13 protein-coding genes are annotated in these 15,714 nt (G+C 63.4%); 12 read left to right on the plus strand and 1 reads right to left on the minus strand.

Annotated features, from left to right (window positions below; all coding sequences use genetic code 11):
• The first annotated feature begins 81 nt into the window (after window positions 1-81).
• From M3484_RS21990 to M3484_RS22010, 5 genes are read left to right on the plus strand one after another with little or no spacing between them, the layout of a single operon-like run.
• The gene (locus tag M3484_RS21990) at window positions 82-957 is read left to right on the plus strand and encodes an ABC transporter ATP-binding protein (RefSeq protein WP_249499257.1); all 876 of its coding nucleotides are present in this window, start codon (window positions 82-84) and stop codon (window positions 955-957) included.
• Window positions 957-1,853, plus strand: coding sequence for a branched-chain amino acid ABC transporter permease (locus tag M3484_RS21995; RefSeq protein ID WP_249499307.1), 897 nt, complete (start codon window positions 957-959; stop codon window positions 1,851-1,853). Before M3484_RS21990 ends, M3484_RS21995 begins: the two co-directional genes overlap by 1 nt.
• Window positions 1,854-1,856: 3 nt before the next feature.
• The gene (locus M3484_RS22000) at window positions 1,857-2,894 is read left to right on the plus strand and encodes a branched-chain amino acid ABC transporter permease (protein ID WP_249499258.1); all 1,038 of its coding nucleotides are present in this window, start codon (window positions 1,857-1,859) and stop codon (window positions 2,892-2,894) included.
• Window positions 2,895-2,929: 35 nt separating this feature from the next.
• Window positions 2,930-4,267, plus strand: coding sequence for an ABC transporter substrate-binding protein (locus M3484_RS22005; protein WP_249499259.1), 1,338 nt, complete (start codon window positions 2,930-2,932; stop codon window positions 4,265-4,267).
• A 51-nt stretch (window positions 4,268-4,318) separates the two neighbouring features.
• Window positions 4,319-5,074: an ABC transporter ATP-binding protein gene (locus tag M3484_RS22010; protein ID WP_249499260.1), complete on the plus strand. Its 756-nt coding sequence runs from the start codon at window positions 4,319-4,321 to the stop codon at window positions 5,072-5,074.
• Between the two features lie 232 nt (window positions 5,075-5,306).
• Here the strand turns inward: M3484_RS22010 and M3484_RS22015 are convergent, their stop codons facing one another.
• Complete coding sequence (locus tag M3484_RS22015) at window positions 5,307-8,096, minus strand: bifunctional aconitate hydratase 2/2-methylisocitrate dehydratase (protein ID WP_249499261.1); 2,790 nt, start codon at window positions 8,094-8,096, stop codon at window positions 5,307-5,309.
• A gap of 300 nt (window positions 8,097-8,396) precedes the next feature.
• On the opposite strand from M3484_RS22015, the gene M3484_RS22020 reads away from it, so the two are divergent.
• The 7 genes from M3484_RS22020 (at window position 8,397) to M3484_RS22050 (ending at window position 15,707) form a co-directional block, all read left to right on the plus strand.
• Entirely contained in the window at window positions 8,397-9,689 is a 1,293-nt protein-coding gene (locus tag M3484_RS22020; RefSeq protein WP_249499262.1) for a 3-deoxy-D-manno-octulosonic acid transferase, read from the plus strand.
• Window positions 9,686-11,050 carry a 3-deoxy-D-manno-octulosonic acid transferase gene (locus tag M3484_RS22025; protein WP_249499263.1) on the plus strand — a complete coding sequence of 455 codons (1,365 nt, stop codon included), beginning with the start codon at window positions 9,686-9,688 and terminating at the stop codon, window positions 11,048-11,050. Before M3484_RS22020 ends, M3484_RS22025 begins: the two co-directional genes overlap by 4 nt.
• 170 nt (window positions 11,051-11,220) lie before the next feature.
• Window positions 11,221-11,556 (plus strand): c-type cytochrome, encoded by a 336-nt coding sequence (locus tag M3484_RS22030; protein ID WP_249499264.1) that lies wholly within the window; start codon window positions 11,221-11,223, stop codon window positions 11,554-11,556.
• Window positions 11,553-12,833 carry an NAD(P)/FAD-dependent oxidoreductase gene (locus M3484_RS22035; protein WP_249499265.1) on the plus strand — a complete coding sequence of 427 codons (1,281 nt, stop codon included), beginning with the start codon at window positions 11,553-11,555 and terminating at the stop codon, window positions 12,831-12,833. Before M3484_RS22030 ends, M3484_RS22035 begins: the two co-directional genes overlap by 4 nt.
• A 27-nt stretch (window positions 12,834-12,860) precedes the next feature.
• On the plus strand, window positions 12,861-13,895 hold the full coding sequence (locus M3484_RS22040) for a YeeE/YedE family protein (protein WP_249499266.1): 1,035 nt from the start codon (window positions 12,861-12,863) through the stop codon (window positions 13,893-13,895).
• Window positions 13,892-15,238: an FAD-dependent oxidoreductase gene (locus tag M3484_RS22045; protein WP_249499267.1), complete on the plus strand. Its 1,347-nt coding sequence runs from the start codon at window positions 13,892-13,894 to the stop codon at window positions 15,236-15,238. The genes M3484_RS22040 and M3484_RS22045 overlap by 4 nt, the downstream gene beginning before the upstream one ends.
• Window positions 15,222-15,707, plus strand: coding sequence for a thiosulfate oxidation carrier protein SoxY (locus M3484_RS22050; protein WP_249499268.1), 486 nt, complete (start codon window positions 15,222-15,224; stop codon window positions 15,705-15,707). The genes M3484_RS22045 and M3484_RS22050 overlap by 17 nt, the downstream gene beginning before the upstream one ends.
• Window positions 15,708-15,714: the final 7 nt, after the last annotated feature.

A 15,714-nucleotide genomic window follows, 5' to 3' on the forward strand; every position in this document is an offset into this window, starting at 1 on the left:
CCCCGCGTCCGCGACATCGAAGCCCGCAAAAAACAAACCCTCGCTGCAGAATAAAGCAGCGCCTGCCCTCCGGAGACAGATATGACAGGCCTTGCCCTGAGCGAGCCGGCCCTGCAGCCGGAGCGGCGCAGCTTTGCGTCCCGGATCGCGCCCCCGAGGCCGGTCACGGCCAGCACCACGCCGGCCCTGCAGCTGAGCGGCATCTCGCTGGCCTTTGGCGGTATCCGCGCGCTGAAAGACGTGTCCTTCGATGTGCGCCCCGGCGAGATCCGGGCGGTGATCGGGCCGAATGGCGCGGGAAAATCCTCGCTGGTCAATGTCATCAGCGGGCTGTACCGCGCCGATAATGGCCGGATCGGGATCGGCGGCGAAAGCTTTGCCCATGTTCCGCCGGGGCGGTTGCCGGGCCTTGGGGTGGCGCGGACCTTCCAGAATCTTGCACTGTTTCCGGGGCTGAGCGTGGCCGAGAACATCGCCTCCGGCCTTGTTTTTCGCAGGCGCGCTTTTGCCTGGCTGCCCTTCTTTCCGGCCTCACGGCGCGAGGGTCGGGCGACTGCGGCCCGGGTGCGTGAGATCGCGGCCTTCCTGGGCCTTGAGGCGCATTTGTCGCGCCTGGTTTCGACCCTGCCCTTCGGCTTGCAAAAACAGGTGGAACTGGCCCGCGCCATGATCGCAGATCCGCGGCTTTTGCTGCTGGACGAGCCGATGGCCGGGCTGACCGGCACCGAGAAAGCCGCAATGGCCGCCCATATCCGCGCCATCCGCGACCGGCTTGGCCTGTCTGTGATCCTGATCGAACATGATATCGCCGTCGTGATGGGGCTTTCCGACCGTATCGTGGTGCTCGACCATGGCGAGGTGATCGCCGATGGCAGCCCCGATGAGGTGCGCCGCGACCCCGAGGTGATCCGGGCCTATCTCGGCAACGATGCCGCGCCGCTGGCGGGGGCGGCATGATGGACTGGTATGAATTTCTCTTCGTGATCGAGGTTGCGGTGGGCGGGCTGTTGTCGGGCGTGATGTACAGCCTTGTCGCCATCGGTTTCGTGCTGATTTACAAAACCTCGGGCGTGCTGAATTTCGCGCAAGGGGCGATGGTGCTGTTCGCGGCACTGACCTTCGTGAGCCTGGTCGAGCGCGGGGTGCCCTTTGCCTTTGCCCTTGTGATCACGCTTTTGATCATGGGGCTGCTGGGGCTGGCGATTGAGCGCGCGGTGCTGCGCCCGCTGGCCAATCGCTCGCCGATGACCCTGTTCATGGCGACACTGGGGCTGGCCTGGGTGATCGAAGGGGGCGCGCAGCTGATATGGGGCACCCAGGTCCATGCGCTGGATCTGGGCATCTCGAACGCGCCCTTCGAGATCGGCGGCATCTTCATCTCGAATTTTGACCTCGTGGCGGCGGCTATTGCGCTGGCGCTGGTCGTGGTGCTGACGAGCTTTTTCCGCTTCACCCGCACCGGGCTGTCTTTCCGCGCCGTGGCCGATGACACTTTCGCCGCCATCGCCATCGGGCTGAAACTGAACCGTATCCAGGCTGCGGTCTGGACCGCAGCCGGCGTGGTCGCGCTGGTCGCCGGCCTTCTCTGGGGCGCGCGGCTCGGGGTGCAGTTCTCGCTGTCGCTCGTCGTGCTGAAAGCGCTGCCGGTGCTGGTGCTGGGCGGGTTCGACTCGGTCCCCGGCGCGATTGTCGCCGGGCTGATCATCGGCGCTTCCGAGAAACTGGCCGAGGTCTATCTTGGCCCCTATGTCGGAGGCGGCATCGAGGGCTGGTTCGCCTATGTCGTGGCGCTTGCGGTGTTGCTGATCCGGCCACAGGGCCTGTTCGGCCGCAAGATCACCGAGAGGTTCTGACCCATGTCCCTCGCGGTTGCGGCGCCCGCGCGCGCCCTTTTCACCGGACAGAGACTGTCGGTCCTGGCCCTTTTGGCCCTGGCTTTCCTTGGCGTGCCGGCCTTCGCCTCGCCCTGGACGATCGAAGCGATCCTGCTGCCGTTTCTGACGCTCTCGCTGGCGGGTCTGGGGCTAAATCTGCTCACGGGCTATGCGGGTCAGGTCTCGCTGGGGTCAGCTGCCTTCATGGCGGTCGGTGCCTATGCCGCGTTCAACATCCAGCTGCGGCTTGGCCTGCCTTTGCCGCTGACCTTCCTGTTCGCCGCGACCACGGCGGCGGCGGTGGGGGTGATCTTCGGCCTGCCATCCCTGCGGCTCAGGGGCTTTTACCTCGCGGTCTCGACCCTGGCGGCACAGTTCTTCATCCAGTGGCTCTTCAACAAATTCGGCTGGTTTTCGAATTACAGCGCCTCGGGCGTGATCTCGGCCCCCGTTCTCAGCTTCGCCGGCATCACCTTTGATACCCGCGAGAGCCGCTACCTGCTGGCGCTGACCACCGTCACCCTCATCACCATCCTTGTTCATCGCCTGGTGAACGGCCCGGCCCGCATCAACCTGATTGCCGTGCGCGACAATGAGACCGCCGCGAAGGTGATCGGCGTCCCGGTTCTGCGCACCAAACTCGCCGCCTTCGCGCTGTCATCGGCGATTATCGGCGTCGCGGGGGTTCTCTGGTCCTTCACCTATCTGCGGACCATCGAGCCCGAAGGCTTCAACCTCGACCGGTCCTTCCAGATCCTCTTCATCGCGATCATCGGCGGGCTGGCGACTATTCGCGGCGCCTTTCTCGGCGCCGGGCTGATCGTGGTCTTCCCGCTCCTGCTGTCGCGTGGCTCGGCCTGGATCTTTGACGGCGGGCTGGATGCCGGCTCGGTCCAGCTGACGCAGCGCATCCTCCTTGGTGCAACGATCATCACCTTCCTGATCCTCGAGCCGAACGGTCTCTCCTCCATTCTCGACCGGGTCACCACCCGGATCAGAAGCCTCATGGGCCGCACCTGAGCCGCGCGCCCTTCCCCTTTCAAACCGGAGCAATCATGTCCTTTTTCCGTCGCCTCGCGCCTGCCCTTCTGGCCGCAACCATCCTGACGGGTGCTATTGCCCCCGCCCATGCCGATGAGCAGTTCTTCCCGCTGCAATCCTACCGCGTCGGTCCTTATGCCGCCGGCGGCACCGGGTTTTTCGGCGGCTTCATCGACTATCTGACGCTGATCAATGACCGCGACGGCGGCGTGAATGGCGTCAAACTGACCTGGGCCGAGGGCGAGACCGAATATGAGGTCGAAAAAGGCGTCGAGGTCTATCAGCGCCTGAAATCCACCCCCGGCATCGCCGCCTGGAACCCGCTTTCGGTCGGCATCGCCTATGCGATGATCGACGGCGTGACCGAAGACAAGGTGCCGCTTCTGACCATCAACCATGGCCGCACCGATACAACCGATGGCCGGGTCTTTCCTTATGTCTTCCCGCTTCTGCTGAACCCCTATTCGGAAAGCTCGGGGATCATCAATTACATCGCCGCGAAGGAAGGCGGGGCAGAGGCACTGAAGGGCAAGAAGATCGTCGTCCTTTATCACGGCTCGCCCTATGGCAAGGAAACCATCCCGATCTATGAGCTTCTGGCCGAGAAATACGGCTTTCAGCTGATCCAGATCGAGGTGCCGCATCCGGGATCGGAGCAACAGGCGCAATGGCTGCAGATCCGCCGCGAACGCCCGGATTACGTGGTGCTGCGCGGCTGGGGTGTGATGAACCCGGTGGCGCTGACCACCGCACAGCGCAACGGTTTCCCGGCTGACAGGATCATCGGCAATGTCTGGTCGAATTCCGAAGAAGACGTGCTTCCGGCGGGTGAGGCCGCGATTGGCTATACCGCCATCACCACCCAGGCCTCGGGCCAGGAATATCCGGTGCTGAAAGAGGTGATCGCCGGGGTCTATGACAAAGGCCAGGGCAACCTGTCAGACAAGGCGCGCATCGGTTCGGTCTACCACAATCTCGGCATCGTAAACGGCATCCTGAATGTCGAGGCGATCCGCATCGCCCAGGCCAAATTCGGCAACCGCACCCTGACCGGCGACGAGGTCCGCTGGGGGTTTGAACATCTCCGACTGTCCCCCGAACGCGTGAAGGAACTTGGCGCCGAAGGGCTGTTCCATTCGATCAACGTCACCTGGGACAATCACGAGGGCGAAGGCTACGTCACCTTCCAGCAATGGGATGGCAAGAAATGGAACGTGGTCTCGGACTGGATCGCGCCGGACTGGGCCTTGCTGCGCCCGATCATCGAAGCGTCTTCCGAAGCCTATGCCAAAGAGAAGGGTCTGACGATCCGCACCGAGGCCGATGTCGACACGGTTATCGGCCCGAACTGACCCCATGGCGGCCCCGGATAGCCGGGGCCGCCTTTCCTGAAAGGTGCCGCCATGTCTGACGTTATCCTGCAATTCGACGATGTGTCGGTGCGCTATTCCGGCTCGATCACCGCGCTGAGCGGGGTCAGCCTGACGGTCCGCCAGGGTGAGATCGCGGCGCTTCTGGGCGCGAATGGCGCGGGCAAGACAACGCTGTTGAAAGCGGCATCGAACCTTTTACCGGCCGAACGCGGCCGCGTCACCGGCGGGCGTATCACCTTCCGGGGCGAGGATGTGACCCGCAAAAGCCCCGATGACCATATCCGCAAGGGCCTCGTTCCGGTGCTGGAGGGGCGGCGGCTCTTCAAATCGCTGACCATCGAGGAAAACCTGATCACCGGCGGCATCGGCGCCGGTCTGCGCCAGTCCGCGATCCGCCAGGGCCTTGATCAGGTCTATGACTTCTTCCCGCGCCTGAAAGAGCGCCGGCTTTCCCGCGCCGGCCTCACCTCGGGCGGCGAGCAGCAGATGGCTGCCATCGGACGCGGGCTGATGGCGCGCCCGACGGTTTTCCTGCTTGATGAGCCTTCGATGGGGCTTGCGCCGCTGGTGGTGGCAGAGATTTTCGCGACGCTGGCGCGGCTGAATCGCGAGACCGGGCTGACGATCCTCGTGGCGGAACAGAACTCCTCGGTCGCATTGAAACACGCGCTGCATGCGGTGGTGATCGAGAACGGGCGTTCGACCCTTTCCGGCCTTGCTGCCGATCTGGCCAGCCGCGATGAGATCCGCGAGGCCTATCTCGGCGGCGCGGCCCGCGCCTCCTGACCACCGCGGGGCATCCTGCTGCGGCCTGACCCCGGGCGGTCCTGGAACTGCTGCCGATCACAGGCCCGGCACAATTTCGGATCACGGCGGCCAGTTAGCCTCTCATCTCGCCAGATCGGGCACATGGGAGACCGGGATCCCGATACGCCCTGCCCCGGAGCAAGGCCAAAGAAAAAGGCCAGCACCGGCGACCGGCACTGCCCTTCTCTGTCTCAGCTGACCGGATTTCCGGTCAGAAATGAACCGACCGTGCCAGGCCCGGCTTTTCCAGCGGCGGTGCGAAACGGGTCAGGTCGATGCCCTCGACCGCTTCCTTATATTCCTCGGCCGAAGGCGTGCGCCCGAGGATCGCGGCCAGCACCACAACCGGGGTCGAGGCCAGCAGGCTCTCGCCCTTTTTTTCGGCGCTGTCTTCGACCACACGCCCCTGGAAGAGGCGGGTCGAGGTCGCGAGGACAGTATCGCCCTTCTCGGCCTTTTCCTGGTTCCCCATGCAAAGGTTGCAGCCCGGGCGTTCGAGATAGAGGATATTCTCATACTCGGTGCGGTTTTTCGTCTTGGGCAGCAGGTCGTCGAATTCAAAGCCGGAATAGCGCTGGAGGATCTCCCAGTCGCCCTCGGCCTTCAGCTCGTCGATGATGTTATAGGTGGGGGCCGCGACGACCAGAGGCGCTTTGAACTCCACCTTACCCTTTGCTTTCTCGACGTTTTTCAGCATCTGAGCGACGATCTTCATATCGCCCTTATGCACCATGCACGAGCCGACAAAGCCCAGATCCACCTTCTTCGTGCCGCCATAGTAAGAAACCGGGCGGATGGTGTCATGGGTGTAGCGGCGCGAAACATCGGCATTGTTCACGTCGGGGTCGGCGATCATCGGCTCGTCGATGATATCCAGATCCACCAGCACTTCGGCGAAGTATTTCGCGTTTTCATCCGGGGTCAGCGCGGGCTTCTCGCCCGAACGGATCTCGAAGATCCGCGCATCGGCCCTGGCGATCAGACCGGCCAGCACCTGCGCCGCATTGTCCATACCCTTGTCGATCATGATCTGGATGCGCGATTTCGCGATCTCCAGGCTTTCGATCAGGGTCTCGTCTTCCGAGATACAGATCGAGGCCTTGGCCTTCATCTCGGCCGTCCAGTCGGTGAAGGTGAAAGCCTGATCCGCCAGAAGCGTCCCGATATGAACCTCGATGATGCGGCCCTGGAAGACGTTGTCGCCATGCTGTTTCAGCATCTGGGCCTGGGTCGCATGGACCACATCGCGGAAATCCATCCAGGGCTTCATCTTGCCCCGGAAGGTGACTTTCACCGATTGCGGGATCGGCATCGTCGCCTCGCCCGTGGCCAGAGCCAGCGCCACGGTGCCACTATCCGCGCCAAAGGCCACGCCTTTCGACATGCGGGTATGGCTGTCGCCACCGATGATGATTGCCCAGTCATCCACGGTGATGTCGTTCAGCACCTTATGGATCACGTCGGTCATCGCGTGATAGACGCCTTTAGGGTCGCGCGCGGTGATAACCCCGAAGTTGTTCATGAATTTCATGAGCTTGGGGATATTCTCCTGGGCCTTTTTATCCCAGACCGATGCGGTATGGCAGCCCGACTGATAGGCGCCATCGACCAGCGGCGAGATCACGGTGGCCGCCATCGCCTCCAGTTCCTGCGCGGTCATGAGACCGGTCGTATCCTGGGAGCCTACGATATTCACCTTCACCCGCACGTCAGATCCGGCATGCAGGATCTTGCCCGGCGTCACGCCGACCGCATTGCGGTTGAAGATCTTTTCGACGGCGGTCAGGCCCTGTCCCTCAACGCTGATCTCTTTGTTCGGCGCGAAGACCGGCACCGCCTCGACACCCAGGGTCTGGGCGGCGAATGTCTGCAGTTTCTTGCCGAACACGATGGCGTAAGAAGACCCCGCCTTCATGAATTCCATCTTCTGCGGCGTGAAAGACCCTGCCACATCGACCAGCTCATCGCCCGAAGCCGATTTCAGTTTACGGTTCTTCACATCGATGTGAAGAACCGTACCGGTCTCGACCGAATATTTCTGTTCGAGGATCGGGTTGCCGTCATTGTTCAGGATCGGCTTGCCATTCTCATCGGTCTTCTTGACCCAGTTTTTCAGGTTGATCCCGATGCCGCCGGTCACATCGACCGTGGTTGCGAAAATCGGCGAGATCCCGTTGGTGCCGGCCACCACGGGCGCGAAATTGACGAAGGGCACATAGGGGCTCGACTGTTTACCGGTCCAGAGCGCCACATTGTTCACCCCCGACATCCGGGAAGACCCCACGCCCATGGTGCCTTTTTCCGCGATCATCATCACGCGGGCATCGGGATGCGCCTTTTGCAGCGCGACGATCTCGGCCTGGGCGGCCGGCGTGATCATGCACTGACCATGCAATTCGCGGTCGGAACGCGAATGCGCCTGGTTGCCCGGGGACAAGAGGTCGGTCGAAATATCGCCTTCTGCGGCGATGAAGGTCACAACCTTGATATCATCTTCGACCGGCGGCAGTTTGGTGAAGAATTCGGCCTTCGCATAGCTTTCCAGCACCGATTTCGCGACCGGATTACCCGCCTTATAGGCGTCGCGCAGGCGGAACATATCGGCGTCATAGAGGAAGACCTGGGTCTTCAGCACCTCGCCCGCTTTCGCGGCAATGGCGGTATCGGTCCCGAGCGCCACATCCAGCAGCACCTCAACCGAGGGTCCGCCTTTCATATGCGACAACAGCTCCAATGCAAAATCGGGGCTGATCTCGGGAACGACCGTCGCACCGGTCACGATCTTCTTCAGGAAGGCCGCTTTGACGCCTGCAGCACTCGTGGTGCCGGGAAGCGTGTTATAGATGAAAAATTGCAGGGAATCAGCCCGATATGCATTGCCCGGCGCTTCGATCTGGGTGATCAGCTCGGCCGCCAGTGCACCATCATCGATGGGCTTGGGGTGCAGCCCCTGGGTCTTACGGGTTTCGATCTCGGTTAGGTAGTCTGTGTACAAGCTCATGACGATCCCTGCGATTCCATGGTGCGACAAGCTGGAACACCGGTCTCTCAGAAGTTCTCGCAGAAACTCTGGCAGGCGGCGGCGAGCTCATTGTATGCAATTGTATGCCGAACATGGTCCGGTTTCAAGCGCTGTTATTCTGCCAGTGCGAAAGACCTTTCCGCAAGAGCAGTATGGGGCCTTTGGCATGGATGCTGCGGATTGCTGGCACTGGCGGTGGCGTTATGCCAAACCTATGGGCCAGACATGAACCAACGCCTGTCCCCGACCTGTACCTGACCTGAACCCGGACCCCGCCAGATGCCCTTCGTAAATGACCAGAGCCCAAAGGCTGACGGCTGGCAACTCCGGCTCTGGCTCTGGCTCAGGCCGCTTTTGCAGCCCTTGATGCGCCGGATCCTGCGCAGGCGCCTGGCGCAGGGGCGCGAGGATCCGCAGCGGATGGGCGAGAAGCTTGGCCAGGCCACCCTGCCCCGCCCGCCGGGGCGCCTCGTCTGGCTGCATGCGGTCGGGCTAGGCGAGGTGATGGCGCTGCGCCCGCTGATCGCGCAGATGCAGGCCGATGCCCCGGATCTGCGGTTTCTGATCACTTCGACCGCGCGGTCTTCGGCGGGGGTGATCGGGCAGAACCTTCCCGAAGGCGCGGTGCATCAGTTCCTGCCGCTGGACGGGCCGGATTTCGGCGCGCGGTTTCTGGATCACTGGCAGCCATCGCTCTCGGTCTGGTCGGAACAGGATCTCTGGCCTGGTCTCATCTGTGACACCGCCCGGCGGGGCATTCCGCTGGCCTGGGTCAATGCGCGGATGAATGATGCGAGCCTGAAAAAGCGCCGCCGTCTGCGCGGGCTTTACCGTGATATCATGGCGCGTTTCTCACTGGTCGAGGCCCAGGATTCCCGCAGCGCCGCGAACCTGCGCAAGCTGGGCGCGGCTTTCCCGCGCGAAGGCCGGTCGCTGAAACCCGCCGCGGAACCGCTTGGTGTCGACAAGGCCGCGCTGACCGTGCTGCAGACCGCGCTCGCGGGGCGCAGCAGCATCATCGCCGCCTCAACCCATCCCGCCGATGAGGCGGTGCTGATCCCCGCCTTCCGCGAAATCGCCGCGCGGGATCCTGCGGCGCTGCTGATCCTGGCCCCGCGCCTGCCCGCACGCGCGGATGAGATCGCCGCCGCGCTTGACGCGGCAGGCCTCAGTCATACGCGGCGCAGCCTGGGCGAGACGCCCACGCCCGCCACCCGGGTCTGGCTTGCCGACACCTTCGGCGAGCTGGGCCTCTGGTATCGCCTCGCGGAGCGCGCCTTTATCGGCGGGGCGATGGGCGAGACCGGCGGTCATAATCCATGGGAGGCGGTCTGCCTTGGCCTGCCCGTGATCCATGGGCCGAATGTGGCGAATTTCGCCCGCGACTATGCCGACCTTCACGCAGCCGGCCTTGCCACCGAAGTACCGCCCGATCCGCTTGCCCTGAGTGCCGCCCTGGCCGCGCCCCTGACGGACGCCACGGCAAAGGCCGAAACCCTTGTCAGTGAGGCCCGCGCCGCGCTGCAGCCTCTCGCCGCCGATCTGGTCGCGCTGATCGGAGACCGCGCATGATCCTGCATCTCTTCCTGATCCTCTGGCGGCTTTTGTGGATTCCGCTTTTGCCGCTTTTGCTGGTCTATCTCTGGCGGCGCGGGCGCCGCGATCCGGATTACACCCGCCATCTGGCCGAGCGCTTTGGCATCTATTCCCGCCCGCTGCCGAAGGGCGCGATCTGGTTTCATGCGGTCAGCCTTGGCGAGACGCGCTCGGCCACCGCGCTGATCCGCCTGTGTCTTGCGCGCGGAGACCAGGTCGTTCTGACCCATTTCACCCCCGCCGGGCGCCGCGAATCCGCCCGGCTTTTCGCGCCCGAAATCGCCTCGGGCCAGCTCGCGGCCGTCTGGGTGCCGCTGGATATGTTCTGGTGCTGGCGGCGGTTTTTCCGGGCCTGCCGCCCCCGGATCGGGCTGACCCTGGAGATCGAGATCTGGCCCGCGATGATCTTCGCCGCGAGGCGCGCGGGCGTGCCTTTGTTCATGTGCAATGCGCAATATCCCTCGCCCTCGCTCGCGCGGGACAGCAAGGGGCTCAGGCTGCGCCAGCGGGTGATCCGGGGACTTGCCGGCGCCTTCGTGAAGTCCGATCTGCAAAAGGCGAGGTTCGAAAGCATCGGCCTGACAAATATTACCGTCACCGGTGAATTGCGGTTCGACCAGCCACTCCCCCCCGGGCTGGACGCGGTGGCGGCCTCGTTCCGCCACTGGCTGGCGCCCGAGGGCCAGATTATCACCATAGCCAGTGGTGTCGAAGTTGAAGAGCCGATCTATGCACATGTGATCAGCGAAATGCGCGACGCCGCCCGGGCACAGGGCCTGCCGCCCCCGCTTTTCATCTATGTGCCCCGCGCGCCGGAACGGTTCGATGCGGTATATGAGGGGCTTGTGGCCGAGGGGCTGAGCGTGTTGCGCCGCAGCACTGCCCTGCCACCGGGCGTTGCCGGTTTCACCCATCCCCCCGCCGGTCACGCTTTGGGCGATGTGGATGTCTTTCTCGCTGACAGCCTCGGCGAGATGTTCTTTTGCCTCGCCCCGGCGGATCGGGTTGTCGTTGGCGGTGGTTTCAACCCACGCGGCGCGCATAATATTTCCGAGGCGCTGATGCTGATGAAGCCGGTGGTCACCGGCCCCTGGACCTGGACCATCGAATTCCCGTTCGAAGAGGCCGCCCTTGCCGGGGTCGCGGTCAGTCTGGGCGACCAGACCGACCCGCCTTCCGCACTCGCGGACAGGCTGGCCGCCGCGCTGTCGCAGCCCGACCAGACAGATCCGGCACAGATCCGGGCCTTCCTCGACCAGCAGCAGGGCGCCAGCGCGCGCACCCTTGCGGCGATTGACCAGGTGCTGGCCGCCGGCAAAGCGCGTCAGGCCGGATAAATCCTCTTTCCCCCCGCTGTGGAAGTAAATTTCACCTGTCCGCACCCCGCGAAGCGCCTGGGATATTTTCTTGCGCGGCGGGGACATGGCCGCAAGAATGGCGCGTCGCGCGGCGTGAGGCCCGCATCAGCCGATACCCAAGCCAGATGGCCAGGAAAGAGGATCCGACCATGCTTTCGCCCCCCCAGCCCCCCACCCTGAGGGCGCTGTTTGCCGCCCTGACCTTCGCCACAATCGCCGCCCCTGGTCTTGTGCTTGCGCAGGGCACGGTATCCGAGGCCCAGATCCTCGCCGGTCCCTGTGCCAGCTGCCACGGCCCTGCCGGCCAGTCGCCGGGCGCCATTCCCTCGATCGCTGGTCTGCCCGAGGCCGAACTGACGGCGAAACTGACCGCGTTTCGCGACAACCCGCCCGCAGGCACCACCGTCATGACCCGCCATATGAAAGGGTATGATGACGATCAGATCGCCGCCCTGGCGAAGTTTTTCGCGGAGGTGGAAGGATGAATACGACCCGCAGAACCCTGCTTGCAGGCCTTGGCGCAGGCGCCGCCAGTTTCGCGCTTCCTGGCCTGATCCGGGCGCAGAACGCCTCGGCTCATGTCGTCGTCGTGGGCGGCGGCTTTGGTGGCGCCACTGCGGCCCGCTACCTGCGCCGCTACAGCTCCGATCTGAAAATCACCCTGGTCGAGCCCTCGGAAACATTTGTCACCTGCCCGTTCTCGAACCTCTATCTCGGCGGGCTCCGGACCTGGGACAGCATCACCCACAGCTACGCTGCCCATACCGCCGAGGGGATCGATGTCATCCATGCCTCTGCCGAACAGATCGACGGCGCGGCGCGCAGGGTGACGCTCTCGAATGGGACGGTGCTGGATTATGACCGGCTTGTCCTGTCGCCGGGCATCGATATCAAATGGGGCGCGCTGGAGGGCTATGACGAAGCCGCGTCAGACCGCGCGCCGCATGCCTGGAAGGCCGGGCCACAGACGCAGCTGCTGAAATCGCAGCTCGAAGCGATGGAGGATGGCGGCACATTCGTGATGTCGATCACCGATGGCGCTTTCCGCTGCCCGCCCGGGCCTTATGAGCGTGCCTCGCTGGTGGCGCATTACCTGAAAACCAATAAGTCGAAATCCAAGATCCTGCTTCTGGACAGCAAAGAAACCTTCTCGAAACAGGGGCTGTTCAAACAGGGATGGGAGGCGCTTTACGGCGATATGATCGAATGGATCAGCGCCGATAATGACGGCAAGGTCGCAAAGGTCGATGCTGGCGCCCTGACGGTCGAAACCGCATTTGGTGTGACACATAAGGCAGATGTGCTGAATGTGGTGCCGCCGCAGAAAGCGGGCTGGATCGCGGACCGCGCCGGGGTCACCAATGACACCGGCTGGGTGCCGGTGAATGGCAACACGTTCGAATCCGCGCAGGTGCCGGGGATCTATGTGGTGGGCGACGCGACCATTGCCGCCCCCATGCCGAAATCGGGCTTCTGTGCCAATGCCCAGGGCAAGGTCGCGGCCGCCGCGATCATCGCCGATCTGGCGGGTGCCGAGCCGGCACCGGCAAGCTTCGTGAACACCTGCTACAGTCTCGTGGGCCCGGAATGGGGGATCTCGGTCGCCGGGGTCTATTATTTCGACGGCGAGAAGATCGCCGAGCGCGAAGGGTCCGGCGGGGTCAGCCCGCTGGAGGCGGATGCCAGCTTCCGCCAGGCCGAAGCGGTTTACGGCGCGGGCTGGTATGCCTCGATCAGTGCCGATACCTGGGGTACGGTATGAGGGCATAAACAGGTTAAGGGCAGCTCAATGGATGCGGTAACTCTCGGTCTTGGTCTTGGCTTTCTGTTCGGGGCCGCGGCCAGGGCGGGGAAGTTCTGCCTCCTGCGGGGAATGAAAGGCCTGATGGGCGGGGGGGATCTCTCCCCCCTTCGCGCATTCGCGCTGGCGCTGGCGGTGGCGATTGCCGGCACCCAGGCGCTGAATTTCCTGGGGCTGACCGATCTGTCGCGCTCGCTGCCGTTGCGGGGGTCGTTTGCGGCGGGCGGGCTGTTCATCGGCGGCGCGATTTTCGGGCTGGGCATGGTGCTGGCCAATGCCTGTGGCGCACGCTCGCTGGTTTTGCTCGCGGGGGGCAATCTGCGGTCGCTTCTGGTGCTGTTATGCCTTGGGCTGGCGGCTCAGGCCAGCCTGACCGGCGTATTGGCCCCCTGGCGCCAGGCGCTGCAACTGGGTCAGATCAGCCCTGAAGCGCTGAGCCTGACCGGTCTCCTGCGCGGGTTTGGCCTCTCGCCGATAATCGCGCTCGTGCTGGCGGCGGGTCTGCCGGTGCTGATCCTGATCTGGTTCGCCCGGCCGGTCTTCAAACGGCCTGCAGAGGCATTTTCCGCCCTGTTGATCGGGCTTTGCGTGGTCGCGGGCTGGTGGATCAGCTTTACGACCGATGACCCGTTCGACCCGAAAACCCTGTCTTCCATCAGCTTTGTCGCGCCCGTGGGCGAAGGTCTTTTGTGGCTGATGTTGTCTTCGGGCCGCGCAGTCGCCTTCGGTCTCGCCATGGTCGGAGGCACTCTCGCGGGGGCCTTCCTCATCGCGCTTGTCACCCGCAGCTTCGCCCTGGAGAGTTTCACCTCGGGAAGCCATTCCCTGATTGCCGCCCTTGGAGGAATTCTGATGGGCTTTGGCGGCGTTCTTGCAATGGGTTGTTCTATCGGGCAAGCTTTGACCGGTGTCTCGACACTTTCGCTGGCCAGTCTGGTCGCAAGCGCCGGTATTCTCGCGGGGATTGTGGCTGGTCTGGCTGTGATGCGCCAGACAACTCTCGGGAGGAGTTCCAGCCAATGATGAAAGCCCCGCATTTCACCCGCCGCAAGCTGCTCACCGCCGCGCCGTCGCTGGCGCTTCTGACCGGGATCGGAGGGGCTGCCCTGGCCGCGCCCGAAGGTCTTACCTCAGAGACGCTTCTGCTGTCGCGCCAGGGCAAGGGCCCGAGGATCGTCATTTGCGGCGGTGGCTGGGGCGGGCTTTCCGCCGCGCGCCATCTGCGCGAAGAGCTTCCCGAGGCCGAGATCATTGTTCTGGAGAGGAACCCGATCTTCTGGTCCTGCCCGATGTCGAACAAATGGCTGATCGACGTGGTCGATACCGCCTTCCTGACCCATGACCTGCTGCGCCCGGCGCAGAAATGGGGCTATTCCCTCGTGCAATGCGAGGTGACGAATATCGACCGGGTGGCAAAGACCGTCCATACCTCAAAGGGCAAGGTCGATTACGATTTCCTGATCCTCGCCGGGGGGATCCGTAACGCTTATGAAGCCTGGTTCGGCGAGGATCAAAAGGCTGCCGAATATACCCGCCAGAATTTCGGATCGGCCTATATCCCGAATGCCGAGCACCTGGCGCTGAAGAACAAGATCCACAATTTCAAAGGCGGCACCATCGTGATGACGCTGCCACCGCCACCGCATCGCTGCCCGCCCTCGCCCTATGAGCGCGCCTGCGTCATGGCCTGGCATTTCAAGGTCAATAACATCCCGGCAAAGATCATCATCCTTGATCCGAAACCGAAAATCGCCCCGATCGGCGCGGGCTATCAGGCGGCGTTTGATGAACTTTACCCCGATATCATCACCCATGTACCGAATGCGAAGGTGAAAGAGGTCGATCCGTATAACAAGCGGATCATGACCGAGGCCGGGGATTTCGACTTTGACGATGCGGTCTTCATGCCGCCGCATCAGGCATCAGACATGGTCTGGTATGCGGATCTGATCGGCAAGGGCGAAGATGGCAGGCCGACGGGCTGGGCCGATATGGATCCACGTTTCTTCACCGCGCGGGGCGATGACAGCGTCTATATCATCGGGGATTCCATGGGCGCGATTTCCCCGCATTTCGGCCATTATCCGAAATCCGGTCATGTCGCGAATTACATCGGACGGATCGTGGCCCGCAATATCGGCCAGCGGGTACGCGACGAGGATGTGGTGGCAGAGCTGCCCGATAACCTCTGCTATATGCTGGTGAATGGCGACCCGCAGGAGGCGATTTCGGTCGAGTTCACCTATGCGGTCGGTCAGGACGGTCTGGTGCATCAGACGCAGATCGATATCGACGTGCGCACGCCAGATCTGATGGCCGAAGACCTTGTCTGGGTGGATGGGATGTTCAATGACTTTCTGCGCTGAGATGAATCGCCGTCAGGTGATGATCATGGGGGCGGCGCTTGGTGCCTCCCCTTTGCTTGCTAATACTGCGGGGGCGCAAAGCTCCACCGCAGCCGCGCGGGTCGATACCGCTGAATCTGATCGTATCGCGGCGGAATTCATCGGTGCATCCGAAGCGGTGAGCGAGGGCCTCGCGCTTGATCTGCCGGCACTTGGCGACAACCCTTCGGCGGTGCCGGTCCGGGTGCATGTGACGGAAGAAATCACCGATGACAGCTGGTGTGAGGAACTGATCGTGCTGGCCGAACTGAACCCGATGCCGCTGGCCTGCCGGTTCCGCTTTTCACAGGCCAGTGGCGCGGCGGATGTGGCGGTGCGCCTGCGGCTGATCGAGACGATGCATGTGCGGGCGCTGGCGCGGATGAATGACGGGCGGGTGTTTGATACGCGCGGCCAGATCACCGTCGCCGCCGGCGGCTGCGGCCTTTAAGGAGGGC

It is taken from the genome of Pseudomonas sp. GX19020 (assembly GCF_023371075.1).
GTDB lineage: Bacteria > Pseudomonadota > Alphaproteobacteria > Rhodobacterales > Rhodobacteraceae > Pseudogemmobacter.

Coding starts and splice junctions, on each gene's coding strand:
- M3484_RS21990 (WP_249499257.1), top strand. CDS start 82: ATGACAGGCCTTGCCCTGAGCGAGCCGGCCCTGCAGCCGGAGCGGCGC.
- M3484_RS21995 (WP_249499307.1), top strand. CDS start 957: ATGGACTGGTATGAATTTCTCTTCGTGATCGAGGTTGCGGTGGGCGGG.
- M3484_RS22000 (WP_249499258.1), top strand. CDS start 1,857: ATGTCCCTCGCGGTTGCGGCGCCCGCGCGCGCCCTTTTCACCGGACAG.
- M3484_RS22005 (WP_249499259.1), top strand. CDS start 2,930: ATGTCCTTTTTCCGTCGCCTCGCGCCTGCCCTTCTGGCCGCAACCATC.
- M3484_RS22010 (WP_249499260.1), top strand. CDS start 4,319: ATGTCTGACGTTATCCTGCAATTCGACGATGTGTCGGTGCGCTATTCC.
- M3484_RS22015 (WP_249499261.1), bottom strand. CDS start 8,096: ATGAGCTTGTACACAGACTACCTAACCGAGATCGAAACCCGTAAGACC.
- M3484_RS22020 (WP_249499262.1), top strand. CDS start 8,397: ATGCCCTTCGTAAATGACCAGAGCCCAAAGGCTGACGGCTGGCAACTC.
- M3484_RS22025 (WP_249499263.1), top strand. CDS start 9,686: ATGATCCTGCATCTCTTCCTGATCCTCTGGCGGCTTTTGTGGATTCCG.
- M3484_RS22030 (WP_249499264.1), top strand. CDS start 11,221: ATGCTTTCGCCCCCCCAGCCCCCCACCCTGAGGGCGCTGTTTGCCGCC.
- M3484_RS22035 (WP_249499265.1), top strand. CDS start 11,553: ATGAATACGACCCGCAGAACCCTGCTTGCAGGCCTTGGCGCAGGCGCC.
- M3484_RS22040 (WP_249499266.1), top strand. CDS start 12,861: ATGGATGCGGTAACTCTCGGTCTTGGTCTTGGCTTTCTGTTCGGGGCC.
- M3484_RS22045 (WP_249499267.1), top strand. CDS start 13,892: ATGATGAAAGCCCCGCATTTCACCCGCCGCAAGCTGCTCACCGCCGCG.
- M3484_RS22050 (WP_249499268.1), top strand. CDS start 15,222: ATGACTTTCTGCGCTGAGATGAATCGCCGTCAGGTGATGATCATGGGG.